Origin of the sequence: Nocardia neocaledoniensis (assembly GCF_029868625.1) — a bacterium.
Taxonomy (GTDB): domain Bacteria; phylum Actinomycetota; class Actinomycetes; order Mycobacteriales; family Mycobacteriaceae; genus Nocardia; species Nocardia neocaledoniensis_A.
In genome coordinates this window covers 1-13,044 of sequence record NZ_JARWOJ010000195.1, presented here as the reverse complement: position 1 = coordinate 13,044, position 13,044 = coordinate 1, and the positions used below count along the sequence as shown (strand labels likewise).

Here is a 13,044-nt window from a genome sequence, read left to right as displayed (position 1 = left end):
GGATGACTGAACGTGGGAGTTGGATCGGCGACGCCCCCGAGGGTCAGGCCGGATTCTCGACGGGATCGGGGGTGATACCGGCTTGAGCAACGATCTGATCGAGCAGCTTGCGCAGAGCCCATTCCAGAGACGAAGTGTCGTTATCGGAGTCGAGCAGTTGATAGCCGACCAGGACATAGATGCCCCATTCGGCGTAGTGCAGCGCATCGTCTTCGTCGAAGACCATGCGGGCAGCCTCGAGAACGACCGCACGGCGCTGTTGGTCCACAGCCTCCTGGACTTGGCGGACCATGGGATCGACCTTGCTCCATGCCCGTATCTCGGCCTCAGCTCGATGCGGCAGGGCGAGGGTGAACTGCAGCAGCGCTTCGAGTTGATCGATTGGGTTCTCACGCTGTCGCGCCGATACGACCAGCTGAGTAGTATTAGCGGAAAGCCAGTTCGTGAGGAAGTGGTCGATGAAGTCTCGCCAGCTCTCGAAGTAGTTGTAGAACGACCCCGTGGTCACGCCGAGATGTCGGCATACCGGCGCCAGCTTCACCGCGCCGTAACCCTCGGAGGACAGCAGCTCGAGTGCTGCGTCGAAGTAGTCTTGCCTGGTCACGATCGTGGCCATGGTTCTCCCTCTGGTGGACTACTCAAGACCACCCTTGTGCATAAGTCGACTTATGTCTACGATACTCCCATCGCGAGTGTGATGGGCGACACGGCGACAGCGGCCGATCCGAACAGGAAGGTACGGGATCGACTCGCTTGGTCCGGTGCAGGCCCAGGTCGTTGAGCATAGAATTTAATCAAAATTATATTCACCACCTGGACGAGTTCAGGGTGAGAGGAGAGTCTGATGGCCTTCAAAGATGCAGGCGAGGTACGCAAGTACATCGGCGGAATCTTCGACGCGGCGTTCGCCGACCCGGAGATCGGCCCCAAGCTTGAAGCCACCGGGATCGTGCTGGCGTTCGAATTTTCCAACCCCGATGCGGTTGTCGTCGTGGACGCCCCCGGACGGACCGTTGAAGAAGGGGCTGAGCATCTTGCACGTGCCACGGCGGGCATGCGCATGGACGCTGATACCGGCAACGCCTACTGGCAAGGAAAGGTCAATCTGCCCCTCGCGATGGCACGGGGCCGAATCAAGGTTTCTGGCAACATCGCGAACATGCTCAAGCTTGCCCCTCTCGGCAGCAAGCTCTACCCCGTCTACATCGACCATCTCGAGCGCGACGGCCGCACCGACTTGCTGCTCTGACGACCGAACGATCCCTGCTCAGCCACAGAAGGTGTTTCTGCCATGTACCCAGGCGCCCACGCTGAATCGACTCCTGACAAGCCGGCCGCAATCCTGGCCGAGTCGGGTCGCGTGCTCACCTATCGCGAACTGGATGACCGCTCCGCAAAGCTCGCGCGCGCACTGCACGATGCCGGGCTGCGCCCAGGTGATGTCATCGCGATGTTGTCCGATAACGCTCTCGAATGCTTCGAGATCTACTGGGCAGCCCTGAGAAGTGGCCTGTATATCACCGCTGTGAACCGTCACCTGGTTGCCGCCGAAGTCGCCTACATTGTCGAGGACAGTGACGCGAAGATCGTGCTGGCGTCCGCCGGGGTCAGCGAACTTGCGCGTGCTCTCGTAGAGCGGGTTCCGGGAGTGCAGCGCTGGGTTGCCTTCGGAGGCGCGATCGACGGCTACGAAAGCTATGAGACTCTGCTGGATGCAGCAGGCTCCCGCTTGGCCGAGCAGCCCCGCGGATCGGACATGCTGTACTCCTCGGGTACTACCGGACTCCCCAAGGGAATCAAACCGCCGCTGCCGGGTATCTCGGTGGACCAGCCGGGTGATCCTCTGACCGCTGTCGCCGGCAAGGTCTTCCAGATCAATCCCGCCGACGTCTATCTGTCGCCCGCGCCGATCTACCACGCGGCGCCGCTGCGATGGTGTGGCGTTGTCCACGCCTACGGCGGCACCGTGGTGTTGATGGAGAAGTTCGATGCCGAGGCAGCCTTGGCGGCGATCGAGAAGTTCGGCGTCACAGTGACGCAGATGGTTCCGACGATGTTCGTGCGGATGTTGCAACTGCCTGCCGAGGCACGGCATCTTTTCGACGTATCGAGTCTGCGTCTCGCTGTGCACGCCGCTGCGCCGTGCCCTCCGGATGTAAAGCGGGCCATGATCGACTGGTGGGGGCCGGTGCTTGCAGAGTACTACGGTGCCACGGAAGGAAACGGTCTTAGCGTCATCTTCACACCGGAGTGGTTGGATCGGCCCGGCTCTGTGGGACGTAGCATGCTCGGATCAGTGCACATCTGTGATGACGAGGGCAAAGAGCTTCGGGCCGGCGAGATCGGCAATGTGTATTTCGAGCGTGAGGTGCTTCCATTCGAATATCACAAGGACCCGGCGAAGACCGCAGAAGCCCAACATCCTGTGTATCCGACTTGGACCGCCATCGGTGATCTGGGGTATGTCGATGCACAAGGCTATCTGTTCCTGTCGGATCGGAAGTCTTTCGTGATCATCTCCGGCGGTGTGAATATCTATCCCCAAGAGATCGAGAACGTCCTCGCGCTGCACCCGGCGATCTTCGACGTGGCGGTGATCGGAGTCCGGGACGAGGTAATGGGCCAGCAGGTCAAGGCTGTGGTCCAGTTGAATCCGGGAGTCGCGCGAGACGATGCGCTGGCGGAGGAGATCATCGAGTACGTCCGCGATCGCATCGCCAAATACAAGGCCCCCAAGAGCGTGGAATTCGTGGATGTCCTACCGCGCACGGCCACTGGAAAGCTCGTGAAGCGGCATGTATCAGTTCGATGAGCCGCCGGTCCGCCCGAAAGCTGAGTCTGCGCCACCCGCCGATTGCCAGCCCGACAGCACTAACGAAACGGAGACGATGATGTCCACACCCTCCCTTGGCCGGTCGGTAGATGATCCGGTGGTCGCAGACGTTCTTGCTCGTGCAAGGGCGGGCTTTTCGTCAGGTCGGACGCGGTCTCGACGCTGGCGTGTAGAGCAGCTGCAAAACCTGATCCGGCTGCTCGATGAACGTGAGGAGCAGATCGCCGCGGCCTTGGCTGCTGACCTCGGTCGCAGCGCGGCCGAGGCCTGGTTCGGCGATATCTCGTCCACTCGTGGTGAAGCGGTGTTTGCGCTGAAACACCTGCGAGGCTGGATGCGTAGGCGACGGCAGCCATTACCGATAGTCCAGCAGCCCGGTTCAGGGTGGATCCAGTACGAACCTCTCGGTGTCGTGCTCATCATCGGTCCATGGAACTACCCGGTAGTCCTCACACTTGCTCCGCTGATCGCTGCGCTCTCCGCTGGAAACTGCGCTGTGGTAAAGCCGTCGGAGCTGGTGCCGACGACTTCAAACCTCCTCGCCCGCCTCCTGCCTGAGTACCTCGACTCGGAGGCGGTGTTCGTGGTCGAGGGCGGTGCTGAGGTCACCCAGGATTTGCTGGCGCAGGGCTTTGATCATGCGGTATTCACGGGTGGAACCGAAGTCGGCAAGAAGATCATGGCGGGCGCAGCCGCGACGTTGACACCGGTGACTCTGGAACTTGGCGGCAAGAGTCCGGTGATCGTGACTGCAGATGCGGATCTGGACGTCGTCGCGCGCCGCGTCGCTTGGGTCAAGTTCATGAACTCGGGCCAGACTTGTATCGCGCCGGACTACATCCTGGTCGACGAGCGTGTTCGTCAGGCCTTGGTGGAAAAGCTCGTCGCGACCACGAAGAAGTTCGAGCGCGGTGACGACCCACGTGGGCGACGCATCATCAACGAGCGACAGTTCGACCGCCTCGTAGGCTACCTCACCGGGACCAAGGGTGAGCTCGCCCTGGGGGGCAATTCCTACAGGCCCCAGTTGCGGGTCGAACCAACCATTCTCGTCGATCCGGATCCGAGCGACGCCGTGATGCAGGAGGAGATTTTCGGGCCCATCCTGCCCGTGTTGTCCTACTCGTCGCTGGACGAGGCGATCGCATTCGTAAACGGTCGACCCAAGCCGCTGGCAGCATACTACTTCAGCACGTCGAAGCGTGATCAGCGGCGCCTTGTTGACGAGATCCCCTCTGGTGGCGCCGTCGTCAACCATCTCGCGATGCATTTCCTGGTCCCGCAGTTGCCCTTTGGCGGTGTCGGCGCCAGCGGCATGGGTGCCTACCACGGCAGGTGGGGGTTCGAGACGCTGAGTCATCGGAAGTCTGTGTTGAAGAAGACCTTCTGGCCCGACCTGTCGCTGATGTACCCGCCATACACCGACAAAGCCCTGCGGATCATGCGCAAGGTCCTGTGAGTGCGGGGTAGGGGGCTTACACGGTTCTGAGTCGGCCGAACCACGGAGGCAGGCGGTACTTGACGCCACGCATGTATTTAATTTACTTTCAATTAAATTCTTTGCGGCGTCTGATGATGGCAATGCGTTGCATGGCAGCGTCGCTCCAGAACCCAATCCGGCGGGATCGACAGTTCGGGACCTCGGCGTGGCAAGACCACAGAACGAAGGAGTAGGAACGGATATGGCAATCGAGAATCTGACCGTCGTGGGAGCTAGCCTTGCCGGGCTACGTGCGGTGGAGGCTGCGCGGAAGGCCGGATTCTCCGGCACGGTGACCATGGTTGGCGCGGAACATCACCTGCCCTATGACCGGCCGCCGTTGTCGAAGGCATATCTCGATCCGCTCGGTGAGAACGAGGAACCGGATTCGACGGAGTTCCGGACCGCGGAGCACCTGCGCACTGAACTCGGCGTCGATCTGGTCCTGGGATCGCCCGCCACAAGTCTTGATACCGAGGCCCGTGTCGTCGAGGTCGGCGGAGACCGGATCTCTTACGGGGCACTGGTCATCGCGACGGGCGCATCGGCGAGGCGATTGCCGGGATCGGAGGGACTGGAAGGCGTGCACACCCTCCGCACTCTCGACGACGCCGTCGCGGTGCGGCGGGCGCTGGATTCCGGTGCCCGCACGGTGGTCATCGGAGCTGGCTTCATCGGGTCGGAGGTAGCGTCCGGCGCCCGCAAACGCGGGCTCGAGGTGACGGTCATCGAAGCGCTGCCGACGCCACTGGTCCGGTCTATCGGCGGGGTCATGGGGCCGTTGTGTTCGACGCTGCATGAGCGAAACGGCACCGATTTGCGTTGCGGCGTGGGCGTTGCTGGGCTGGAGGGCAACGGCCGCGTCGAACGTGTACGTATGGCTGACGGAACAACGATCGATGCCGACCTCGTCGTGGTCGGCATCGGTGCGGTGCCGGCAACAAATTGGCTCGAAGGTTCAGGACTTACTCTGGACAACGGCGTGGTGTGTGACGCCACCCTCTGGTCTGGCGTGGACGGAGTGTACGCCGCGGGCGACGTAGCGCAGTGGTACAACCCACTCTTCGAGCGCTCAATGCGACTGGAACACTGGACCAGCGCAGCGGAGCAGGGCGCTTTCGCGGCCAGGAATGCACTCGACCCCGATGCCGCGAAGCCGTATTCCACAGTCCCGTACTTCTGGTCCGATTGGTACGACAGCCGCATTCAGTTTGTGGGTGTTCCGGCGGTCGACGAAGTCCGTGTCGTCGACGGCGATCTCGATCGGGATGGGCGTTGCGTCGCCCTCTACCGTGAGGGTGACAGGCTCGCAGGGGTCCTGACGATCAACGGGCAGTCGATCATCATGAAATACCGCGGACTTCTCATGAAGAAGACAAGCTGGATCGACGCCCTGGCCTTCGCTGAAGCGAAGCGGCGTGCGCCGATCACATAATGTTGGCGGGTGGCCCGGATGTTCTGGAATTCACAGCGGTTTCCGTATCGTGTCGGACACTCGCCGCTCGCCTCGGACCTGTTCGGCTCATGCGAACTAACGCCGACTGATCTCACGATCGAACTGGCACATCGGATTATGCAGCGACATGCCCACTGGCGCGGGTCGCTGTGTGCGCAACGTCAGGCCGCGCTGGCCTATCTCATAGAGCTGGGTCGGTGCGTTCCTGATACGAGACGTCGGCATGTGCGTGCGATCTTTACGCGCTTCGGAGTAATACTCGATTTCCAATGCGACCGGACAGAAGCAGCCCGTTTCGCTGAAGAGATGGCCAAACGTCGATCTGATGTCGAAGTCACCATAGATGGTGACGTACATCCGGATATGACGCCCTTGCCATGCCGGGCTTTATGGGTGGCTAGGTAATACTGGGCGCCTACACGCGTACATTTATCGCACTCGGATGCGGTGAGGATTTCTCCGACTCCGTCAAATCGAGCGGTGTACGGGTGCCGAGCGCCGGCCGAACGATCTCTCGAAGTAGTGGTTTCAGCGGGGGGTAGCCTACGCCTATCCGAAGGTGCTGATATCCGATCAGCGTATACAGGCATCTGACCGCCAGTTGCTGTGCCGATAGGGCATCAAGAGGATCTTGCAGAACCTCAGTGGCGACCTCGATACGGCGTTGATCCATCCTGGATTGCATCTCGAAGGCCTGGGCATCGAGTTCGCTCCACACCCGCAGCGCTGCTTCGGCACGATGGGGGAGAGTCGTACCAAAGCGGAGCAGGGATTCGAGCCGTTCTTTGCGTACCTTCGGGCTGGCGGCGAAATCGAGCCCTGTGTTGCTCCGGGCCAGCCAGTTGTCGAGAAACTGTGCAGTAAAGTCGTGCCAGTCGCCAAAGTAGTGGTAGAACGAACCCGTAGTCACCCCGAGACTGCGACATAGCGATGCTTGTTTGAGGCTCCCGTATCCACAGGTATTGAGCATTTCAAGCGCGGTATCGAAGTACTGCTTCTTGGTGGCCATGGGTCTCCGTCGGCAGGCTGTGGGTACAATTTCGCCAAATATGCGTCCACTGAGCGTTCTTTGATGACGGCCGGGAGCATCGGAAGTGTGGATGCCGATGCTCCGGAAGGCCTAGATCATCCGCGCTGACGTTCTACGTAAACTCAATACCACCATAGGAAGATTACACAATGATGTCTGCCATGCTCCATGACTGTTACTTCCGCCGGGCCGGCTCAAAAGATAGCCGCTGGCCAGCTCACTCAACCGATGCCCTCGTAGAAGGTATACCAAATGACGCTGGTCAGCCCTTCTGTAAAATCCGGGGTCGTAAATTCCGACTGGTCACGTGTATCGTGGCCCAACCACTGGTATAGGCAACGCTCTATCATCCACGTAATCCAGGGAGTCACCGACGGTACGTCGACATCTGGTCGGACGGCGCCCTGTCGCTGCTGTTCCAGGAAGTGTTCGGTGATGAATTCGATTCTGCGCGCCATCACCTCGCCGTACTGCGCCCTGACGCGCGGGTCGTACGCTGCGGCCTCGGCGACCGCGGCAAGAATATGACGATGAGTGAAGTATGCCTCGACTACCCGGTTGAGCGCGTCCCTCAACTGGGATCGGCTTGATTTCGGTGGCAGTTCCAGCCAGGCAAGAGCTGCTTGGCCCATGGTGACGGTGACCCTGTCGGTGAGCTCGAGAAGTAGTGCTCCCTTGTCTTCGAAGTACATGTAAAACGTTGACCGCGCGATCTCAGCCTCTGTGATCAGTTGTTCGACGCTGATCTCAGTGAAGCTCGCCCCATCGACGACGAAGCGCTCCGCGGCGGACAACAGTTTTTGTGCGATCTGGTCTCGTCTTTCCGCTCGTGTGGCACGTACTTTCCGGACAGCTGGTCGCACCACTGCGCGGGTCCACCTCTCTCCACTGGCGATGGCAATTGGTATCGACACATTGTACGACTGGGTTGTCCGCTTGCAGCGGACAACCCAGTCACATCATGCGTGCAGGGTCATCGTCGTCCTGCGTCGAAGTTCGACTGTACAGAGCCTGCTGACGCGGGCAGACGATGGCAAATGCACGTCGAACGGTCCCGAGCGCTACGCCTCACGGCTGGCCGTACGGTGGGTAGTCGGGCGAGGGCGGGAAGCAGTGCATCAAGCCGGGATCCGTCTCCAGCAGGCGCTTCCAGTACTTGCGGTAGTGCCGGAAGTTCATGAAGTCCTGGTCCTCGCCGTACACGACCTGGCCGTCGTACTCCCATTTCACCAGCGACCACCAGTTCATGATGTCGCTGTTGACCGGCCACTTGAGCCAGTTCATCGACTGGCCGACTGCGTGAAGTTCCCTGCCGAGCTCGTCGACGCAGTCGATGACCTGGGTGAGCACCCTGCCGTCTCGGCCGCGTGTAGCTCGCCGAGTTCCATCGACAACACGGGCCTTGATCCCGTCGCGGATGTAGAAGCCAGTCGTCACCGTCTCAGTCGTGCCTTCGATCGGGTCTTCGTCGAACGACAGCGTGGTCTGAGGATCGTAGAGGTGCCATCCGCTCTCTGCCGATGCGAAGACATAGGGCCAGCCAGCTCGCAATGGATCTTTGATGTCCGCGTGCCGCGGACCCCATCCCCGGTCGCGCAGGGCGCCGCAATCGATGTCGAACACCTCACCCTCGACCTCGACGGTACCGCGGAAGCGCCCTGCCTGCTCGTAGTGCCCGACGGAGTACTCCCCATCCTTGGATACCCAGTTCGCGATGCCGGGGTCTTCCTCGCCGGTCTTGGACAACTTCATGTAGTGCGGCTCGGCTACGGCCGTCCAAGTGAGATCGATCTTGACACCATGTCGGTCGTAGCCGAACCGGTATTCCCGCTGAGGCTCGATCATTTTACAAGACAGCGAGTTCGACAATTCGAAGTCGAACATCTGGGCGCCTTCAGGGATGGCCAGGTGCTGATCCCAGCCGTAGTACTTGCAGTTGTACACGTCCTCGCCGGTGTGATCCCAGATCGCTGGGCCGGCGACCACAAGGTTCATGTTCGGCCGGAAGTAGAAATAGATGAAGCCGCACAGATTCCGCTCCGGCACCGTGAATCCGAGCAGACTGTTCTCACTCCAGTAGGGGTCGTCGCTGTGCTTGTGGAAGTACTCATCAGCGGCGTTGACCTCGTCGCTCCAGCCCATTCCTGCTCCTAGGTATTGATGTGTGGATCCGGCGAGAGACGCTGATGCTGTGGGAATCCGGACCTCAGGGGTGATGGTGTGATACTCGATCCCCGATCGCGGCGGGCCTGCTCGCGCGCGCCGTCATCGACGGCGTGTCCACCGTAGGCATCAAAGCGGACATCGGTCAAGGAGATTTTTAATATTGGTTCACAATCGAGCCTCGACGTGTAGCGAGCGCCTGGAGTCGCAGGCGGACCCGACGTGACTGTCCGGGAACGGCGCATGGAGCGCAAGGCCTAGGCGTGGCGTGTGCGCCTCGGTCCGGTCGCGTCCCGTCCTCGGCGCCGCTCTTGTTGCAGTTAGAAGCCACTAAATCGCGAGGGTTCGGCCGGTCGGGCTGCGGCTCCTGAGGGTGGCTGGCAGGCCACTCATGGGTGCGCCAAGGAGATGTGATTGACAACACTCCAGCTAGCATACATACTGTTCGAACACAGTATTCGACTGGCATGCATGAGTTCGTCGAAATCTATTATCGATTAAAAATCGAGGCCGGCCCGCCCGGTCATCCGTGCACAGCAGGAGAAAGATACGTATGACGCAGTCCGCTACCCAGGGCACCGAGGCCCGGGAACCCGTTGCCGTGGCGATGAGCACCGCAGACATGACTACCGACTGGTTCCAGTCCGTGCTGAAGGCAGCGCCAGGTACTCCGGGCATCGCGGAGGTCGCGCTCGCACCTATCGGCGGCGGCCTCCTCGCCCGAATGGTCCGGGCGACGTTGACCTATGCCGATAAGACCACGGCTCCGACCTCAGTCGTCGTGAAGTTCCCCACCGACGACCCGGGAAGCTCTGGACTGGCGCAGGCGATGGGCCTGTACGAGCTGGAAACCTCGTTCTATCGCGACATCGCTCCGCAGCTCACCGAGATGAGCTTGCCGAAGTGCTACCACTCCTACTTCGATCCCGGCTCGAACCTTTTCAACTTGGTTCTCGAAGACCTCAGCGGTCGAACCCGGCCCGGTGACGTGCTGCAGGCCTCAAGCCTCGACGAATGCGCCAGCGTGCTGCGTCAGCTGGTCAATTTCCAAGCGCCCCTGTGGAACTCACCTGCGCTCCACGAGCTGGAATGGATCGCTAACCCGGCTCGCACGTTCGGAATCTTCGATGGCCTCTCGGCAGGACTCGTACCGTTCCTCGACCGTTTCGGTCACGGCCTCGAACCCGAGCACGTGCAGCTGTTTGAGTCGGTACTGCCCCGGGCGGGTGAGTGGGTTCGCAGCTGGAAGTCGCCGACGGTCGTTCAGCACGGTGACTTCCGCACCGACAACATCATGTTCGGCACCGACTCGGACGCCGGCACCGCAACCGTCATCGACTTCCAGACAGTGCGACTCGGCCCCCCCGGAGTCGACCCCGCCTACTTCCTCGGTTCTTCGCTGTCGACGGAGACGCGCCGTTCGGCCGAGCGCGACCTGATCACCGACTACCACCAGCAGTTGCTCGGCGCCGGGGTGACAGGGTTCGCCTTCGACGAGTGCTGGGCGTCCTATCGGGAAGGCGCGCTCTATGGCGTCTTCTTGTTCGTGGGTGCAGCGAGCCAAGTCGAATCGACCGAGCGCGGTGACCGCCTGATCGTCGATCAGATCCGTCGATATGCCGATATGGCGATCGACCTGGATTCAGTTGCGGTTGCCGGCCTGAAGTGACATCTGGTCCGTGGCACGTCCGACCAGCGTTCTTTAGCAGCGGACATGCCGGGCCAGTTGAAGGGGTTCACTCCCTATCGCTTTGTCACATTGAGCGCGCGACCGACCACCCTGCGATCCGGTCGTGTGACTTGGAACGATCATCTGGAGGATGAGCAATGACTGAACAGACGGCAGGACCATCGATGATGGAAGCCTTCCGGGGCATGTGGGACACCTGTCCGATGTTCAAGGAGCTCCGCCAGCACGCGCCCGTGCTGCACGTTCCTGAACTCGATGCCTGGATTTTGAGCCGGTATGACGATGTACTCACCGTGGTTCGCGACTCGGAACGATTCGGTGCCATGCCCTCCGATCTCGTCGGGGACATTCCCGACGAGGTAAAGGAGTCCCTGCCGCACGGATACGCTCCGTGGCAGCCGGCTTTGGTCAACACTGATCCGCCTGAGCACGACCGCATTCGCAAACTCGCCGCGAAGCCCTTGACCCCGGCCGCCGTCGCGAAGCGGGAAGGCCAGATCCGTGAGGCCGCAACCAGCCTCATCGAGCCGCTGATTCCCCTCGGGCACGCGGATCTGGTCGACAGGTTCGCGACTCCGATGCCGGTTCAGGTACTGATCAAGATCCTCGGCGTCTCGCCGGAGGATCACAAGCAGTTCCATCAGTGGACCCTTGGCATCACCGAGCTCTTTGTGCCCACGATCTCCGATGAGCGACGGTTGGAGCTGGCTCGAGAGCAAGTCGGCTTCAGCGAGTACCTGACTGACGCGATCGCCGCTCGCCGCCAAAACCCGGGTGACGACCTCATCAGCGGTTTGATTCTGGCGCAGGAGCGAGACGAGAAGAGGCTGACCGACCGTGAGGTCCTCGGTGTTGTAGGCCAGCTTGTCATCGCCGGATTTGAGACCAGCGCAGGTGCCATCAGTTACTCGCTGTACAAACTGTGCGAGCAGCCGGAACTTCTGGCCCGGGTACGCGACGATCTGACCCTGGTCCCGAAGGTTGTCGAGGAGTCGTTGCGACGTTTGACACCAGCCCGCGGTGTCGTGCGTCGGGTCAAGCAGGACGTCGAGTTCCACGGACAGCAGATCCCCGCCGGCTCGAACATCTTCGCGCTGGTACAGTCCGCCAACAACGATGAGTCCCGGTTCGAGTGCCCGGAAAAGTTCAACATCGACCGTGACGCCACAGAGATGCGCAACAGTATGCACTTCGGCGGCGGAATCCATGCTTGCATCGGACAGTCCGTTGCGCGTCTTGACGCGCGTATCGCAATCGAAACCGCTATCACCCGTCTACCAAATCTGCGCGTCGTGCCAGACCAGCAGATCCAGGTGCAGGATGGGATGATCTTCCACCGTCCCGAGAAGCTCGAGTTCGAGTGGGATGTCTGATCACTGCAAACCTGTGACACCGGCGAGGATCGAACCCCCCGTGTGGATTGGGCCGGAACACTTCAGCGAAGCAAAGGAGCTCGCGCCATGAAACGTAGAATTGAGATTATCTGTACCTGGGGCGGCGTAGCTTTCGCAGTGCTGTTCTTTGTCGGATTCGTACTGTTTGCCAAGTTTCTGCCGCCTTTGAGCCCGAATGACACCGCGGAGCGAACCGCAGAAATCTACCGAGAAAACCCGAACGGCATTCGGACCGGGTTGGCGTTGTGCTATTTCGGTACGATGTTTTACCTCGTGTTCGGTGCTGGAATCATCGGGCAAACACGGCGAATCAGAGGTGTCGCCCCGACGATCATTATCGTTCAGATCGCCGCGTTCGCTGCATCGTCCCTACTGATAATTCTGCCCATCACGATGTGGTTCACTGCCGCCTTCCGACCGGAAAGCCAGTCAGCGGAGAACATCCAGATCCTCAACGACTTCGGATGGATCTCATTCGTTGTCGGCTTCCCGCCGTTCGTCGTCTGGATCTGTGCCACCGGCCTCGCGATCTTGTCCGACCAGAGCCGCACCCCGATGTATCCGCGCTGGGTCGGGTACTTCAGCCTACTGATGGCGTTCATCCAGATGGCGCCGCCGATCGTGTTGATCTATGTCAAGACCGGCCCGTTCGCCTGGAACGGGATCCTGGCCTGGTGGATTCCGATGACCGACTTCTTCCTGTGGTTCATGGTGATCACGGTGTTTACTTTGAAGGCGATCGACCGGCGGTACGAAGAGGAAGCAGCCTCCGCTGACTCCGCCTCGATCGTTGAACCGCACCCGGTCCCAAGCCGGGGCTGAGCGGCGCATCGTCATCGCGTCTCTCGAATCGTTGATAACGGGTGGGGGGGGGGGGGGGGGGGGGGGGGGGCCCCCGGGGGGGGGGGGGGAAAAATTTAGTGAAGTGGGAGGTCAACAGTGCCATGGAAGCGCTCAAAGCTCGTGTCGCGGAGAAGGTCTCCGCGATCCGTCTCGGC

12 protein-coding genes are annotated in these 13,044 nt (G+C 60.9%); 7 read left to right on the top strand and 5 right to left on the bottom strand.

Annotated elements, in window-relative coordinates:
• Positions 1–43: 43 nt before the first annotated feature.
• The gene (locus QH270_RS14130) at positions 44–616 is read right to left on the bottom strand and encodes a TetR/AcrR family transcriptional regulator (RefSeq protein ID WP_280341892.1); all 573 of its coding nucleotides are present in this window, start codon (positions 614–616) and stop codon (positions 44–46) included.
• 228 nt (positions 617–844) lie between these two features.
• On the opposite strand from QH270_RS14130, the gene QH270_RS14125 reads away from it, so the two are divergent.
• The 4 genes from QH270_RS14125 (at position 845) to QH270_RS14110 (ending at position 5,748) form a co-directional block, all read left to right on the top strand.
• Positions 845–1,249 carry an SCP2 sterol-binding domain-containing protein gene (locus QH270_RS14125; RefSeq protein WP_280341889.1) on the top strand — a complete coding sequence of 135 codons (405 nt, stop codon included), beginning with the start codon at positions 845–847 and terminating at the stop codon, positions 1,247–1,249.
• Between the two features lie 42 nt (positions 1,250–1,291).
• Entirely contained in the window at positions 1,292–2,812 is a 1,521-nt protein-coding gene (locus tag QH270_RS14120) for an acyl-CoA synthetase (protein WP_280341886.1), read from the top strand.
• A 79-nt stretch (positions 2,813–2,891) separates the two neighbouring features.
• Positions 2,892–4,292: an aldehyde dehydrogenase family protein gene (locus QH270_RS14115; protein WP_280342017.1), complete on the top strand. Its 1,401-nt coding sequence runs from the start codon at positions 2,892–2,894 to the stop codon at positions 4,290–4,292.
• A gap of 223 nt (positions 4,293–4,515) precedes the next feature.
• Positions 4,516–5,748, top strand: coding sequence for an NAD(P)/FAD-dependent oxidoreductase (locus QH270_RS14110; RefSeq protein ID WP_280341884.1), 1,233 nt, complete (start codon positions 4,516–4,518; stop codon positions 5,746–5,748).
• Between the two features lie 96 nt (positions 5,749–5,844).
• On the opposite strand, the gene QH270_RS14105 is transcribed toward QH270_RS14110, so the two are convergent.
• The 4 genes from QH270_RS14105 to QH270_RS14090 all read right to left on the bottom strand — a co-directional run bounded on the left by QH270_RS14105 (position 5,845) and on the right by QH270_RS14090 (position 8,941).
• Positions 5,845–6,126, bottom strand: a complete 282-nt coding sequence (locus QH270_RS14105) for a hypothetical protein (protein ID WP_280341881.1) — start codon at positions 6,124–6,126, stop codon at positions 5,845–5,847.
• A 58-nt stretch (positions 6,127–6,184) separates the two neighbouring features.
• Positions 6,185–6,778 (bottom strand): TetR/AcrR family transcriptional regulator, encoded by a 594-nt coding sequence (locus QH270_RS14100; RefSeq protein WP_280341878.1) that lies wholly within the window; start codon positions 6,776–6,778, stop codon positions 6,185–6,187.
• Between the two features lie 242 nt (positions 6,779–7,020).
• Positions 7,021–7,665 (bottom strand): TetR/AcrR family transcriptional regulator, encoded by a 645-nt coding sequence (locus QH270_RS14095; RefSeq protein ID WP_280341875.1) that lies wholly within the window; start codon positions 7,663–7,665, stop codon positions 7,021–7,023.
• Between the two features lie 202 nt (positions 7,666–7,867).
• On the bottom strand, positions 7,868–8,941 hold the full coding sequence (locus QH270_RS14090) for a hypothetical protein (RefSeq protein ID WP_280341873.1): 1,074 nt from the start codon (positions 8,939–8,941) through the stop codon (positions 7,868–7,870).
• 574 nt (positions 8,942–9,515) lie between these two features.
• Here QH270_RS14090 and QH270_RS14085 point away from each other — a divergent pair.
• The 3 genes from QH270_RS14085 (at position 9,516) to QH270_RS14075 (ending at position 12,868) form a co-directional block, all read left to right on the top strand.
• Positions 9,516–10,631, top strand: coding sequence for a phosphotransferase (locus QH270_RS14085; RefSeq protein WP_280341870.1), 1,116 nt, complete (start codon positions 9,516–9,518; stop codon positions 10,629–10,631).
• Between the two features lie 158 nt (positions 10,632–10,789).
• Positions 10,790–12,025 (top strand): cytochrome P450, encoded by a 1,236-nt coding sequence (locus tag QH270_RS14080; protein ID WP_280341867.1) that lies wholly within the window; start codon positions 10,790–10,792, stop codon positions 12,023–12,025.
• 87 nt (positions 12,026–12,112) lie between these two features.
• A complete protein-coding gene (locus QH270_RS14075) occupies positions 12,113–12,868 on the top strand; it encodes a hypothetical protein (protein WP_280341864.1) in 756 nt (251 codons plus the stop codon).
• The last annotated feature ends 176 nt before the right edge of the window (positions 12,869–13,044 follow it).